The sequence below is a fragment of the Clostridium tepidiprofundi DSM 19306 genome, assembly GCF_001594005.1.
GTDB lineage: Bacteria > Bacillota > Clostridia > Clostridiales > Clostridiaceae > Clostridium_AC > Clostridium_AC tepidiprofundi.
On sequence record NZ_LTBA01000096.1, the window covers coordinates 1 to 2,868 of the forward strand.

The 2,868-nt window shown below is 51.7% G+C and carries 1 rRNA gene; it reads right to left on the reverse strand.

The annotated features are described in order from the left end of the window. Positions 1-2,810 (reverse strand): 23S ribosomal RNA (locus tag CLTEP_RS13675); the annotation flags it as partial. Between the last annotated feature and the right edge of the window lie 58 nt (positions 2,811-2,868).

The following is a 2,868-nucleotide window of genomic DNA, read 5'->3' on the forward strand; positions in this document are numbered from 1 at the left end:
ACTTTCGTCATGGGAAATCTTATCTTGAGGGAGGCTTCACGCTTAGATGCTTTCAGCGTTTATCCCTTCCCGACTTAGCTACCCAGCTGTGCTCCTGGCGGAACAACTGGTGCACTAGAGGTCAGTCCATCCCGGTCCTCTCGTACTAAGGACAGCTCCTCTCAAATTTCCTACGCCCGCGGCGGATAGGGACCGAACTGTCTCACGACGTTCTGAACCCAGCTCGCGTGCCGCTTTAATGGGCGAACAGCCCAACCCTTGGGACCTACTTCAGCCCCAGGATGCGACGAGCCGACATCGAGGTGCCAAACCTCCCCGTCGATGTGGACTCTTGGGGGAGATCAGCCTGTTATCCCCGAGGTAGCTTTTATCCGTTGAGCGATGGCCCTCCCACGAGGTACCACCGGATCACTAAGCCCGACTTTCGTCCCTGCTCCACTTGTTTGTGTCGCAGTCAGGCTCCCTTCTGCCTTTGCACTCTTCGCGCGATTTCCAACCGCGCTGAGGGAACCTTTGGGCGCCTCCGTTACTTTTTTGGAGGCGACCGCCCCAGTCAAACTGCCCACCTAACAATGTCCGGGTACCAGCTTCATGGTACTCCGTTAGAACCCCAGTACTGCCAGGGTGGTATCCCAACGTCGACTCCACACACGCTGACGCGCATGCTTCTCTGTCTCCCACCTATCCTGTACAGACAATACCGAGATTCAATGCTAAGCTACAGTAAAGCTCTACGGGGTCTTTCCGTCCAACCGCGGGTAGCAAGCATCTTCACTTGCACTACAATTTCACCGGATTTGCTGTTGAGACAGTGCCCAGATCATTACGCCATTCGTGCGGGTCGGAACTTACCCGACAAGGAATTTCGCTACCTTAGGACCGTTATAGTTACGGCCGCCGTTTACTGGGGCTTAAGTTCTTGCCTTCGCTTGCGCTTAGCAGTCCCCTTAACCTTCCAGCACCGGGCAGGCGTCAGCCCCTATACTTCAGCTTGCGCTTTAGCAGAGACCTGTGTTTTTGGTAAACAGTTGCCTGGGCCTATTCTCTGCGACCTGCTCTCGCAGGCACCCCTTCTCCCTAAGTTACGGGGTCAATTTGCCTAGTTCCTTAACAGCAATTCTTCCGCCGGCCTTAGGATTCTCTCCTCACCTACCTGTGTCGGTTTGCGGTACGGGCACCTCACACCTCGATAGAGGCTTTTCTCGGCAGCTTGGAATCAGATGCTTCGCTCTTTTGAGCTCCTCATCACATCTCAGGCTCTTGACTAAACGGATTTGCCTATCTAGTCACCCTAAATGCTTGAACACACTCTTCCAGCCGTGTGCTCATCTTATCCTTCTGCGTCACCCCTTCTCTCAAGCGGTGCTCGGTGGTATCGGAATTTCAACCGATTGTCCATCACCTACGCCTTTCGGCCTCGGCTTAGGTCCCGACTTACCCTGAGCGGACGAGCCTTCCTCAGGAAACCTTAGGTTTTCGGCCAGTGGGATTCTCACCCACTTCTCGCTACTCATGCCAACATTCTCTCTCCTGCACTGTCCACCGCTCCTTTCGGTACGGCTTCTGCCTGTGCAGGATGCTCCTCTACCACTCATACTTCCGTATGAATCCATAGCTTCGGTGGTAAGTTTTAGCCCCGGACATTTTCGGCGCGAGATCTCTTGACTAGTGAGCTATTACGCACTCTTTAAATGTATGGCTGCTTCTAAGCCAACATCCTAGTTGTCTTAGAAATCTCACATCCTTTTCCACTTAACTTACACTTTGGGACCTTAGCTGATGGTCTGGGCTCTTTCCCTTTTGACTACGGATCTTATCATTCGCAGTCTGACTGCCAAGATTCAAGTCTACGGCATTCGGAGTTTGATAGAGTTCGGTAAGCTGTGACGCCCCCTAGCCCATTCAGTGCTCTACCTCCGTGACTCACTCTTGACGCTAGCCCTAAAGCTATTTCGAGGAGAACCAGCTATCTCCGAGTTCGATTGGAATTTCTCCGCTATCCACAGTTCATCCCATGCTTTTTCAACAGCAACGTGGTTCGGACCTCCACGAAATTTTACTTTCGCTTCATCCTGACCATGGATAGGTCACCCGGTTTCGGGTCTACGACATACAACTTATCGCCCTCTTCAGACTCGGTTTCCCTGCGGCTCCACACCTTAGGTGCTTAACCTCGCTGCACATCGTAACTCGTTGGCTCGTTCTACAAAAAGCACGCCGTCACACTTTTATAGTGCTCCGACCGATTGTAGGCACACGGTTTCAGGTTCTCTTTCACTCCCCTCCCGGGGTTCTTTTCACCTTTCCCTCACGGTACTTCTTCTCTATCGGTCACCAGGTAGTATTTAGCCTTGGGAGGTGGTCCTCCCTGCTTCCCACAAGGTTTCTCGTGTCTCGTGGTACTCTGGATTAGATCTTTCTGCTTGAACTTTTCGCTTACAGGTCTTTTACCTTCTACGGATCAGCTTTCCAGCTGTATTCAACTAAGCTCTTACAGCGTTTTTGATCTATCCTCAACCCCAGAAGCAAGCTTCTGGTTTGGGCTCTTCCCTTTTCGCTCGCCGCTACTCAGAGAATCGATTTTTCTTTCTCTTCCTCCGGGTACTTAGATGTTTCAGTTCCCCGGGTCTTCCCTCCTGCACCTATGTATTCAGTACAGGATACATGACTTTCTGTCATGTGGGTTCCCCCATTCGGAAATCTGTGGTTCTCGGCCTATGTGCGGCTACCCACAGCTTATCGCAGCTTATCACGTCCTTCTTCGGCTCCTGGTACCAAGGCATCCACCATGCGCCCTTTGTAACTTGACCAGTGAATTCTTTGTACTTTGTTTCTCTTCTTTGTTCATTATGCAATTTTCAAAGAACA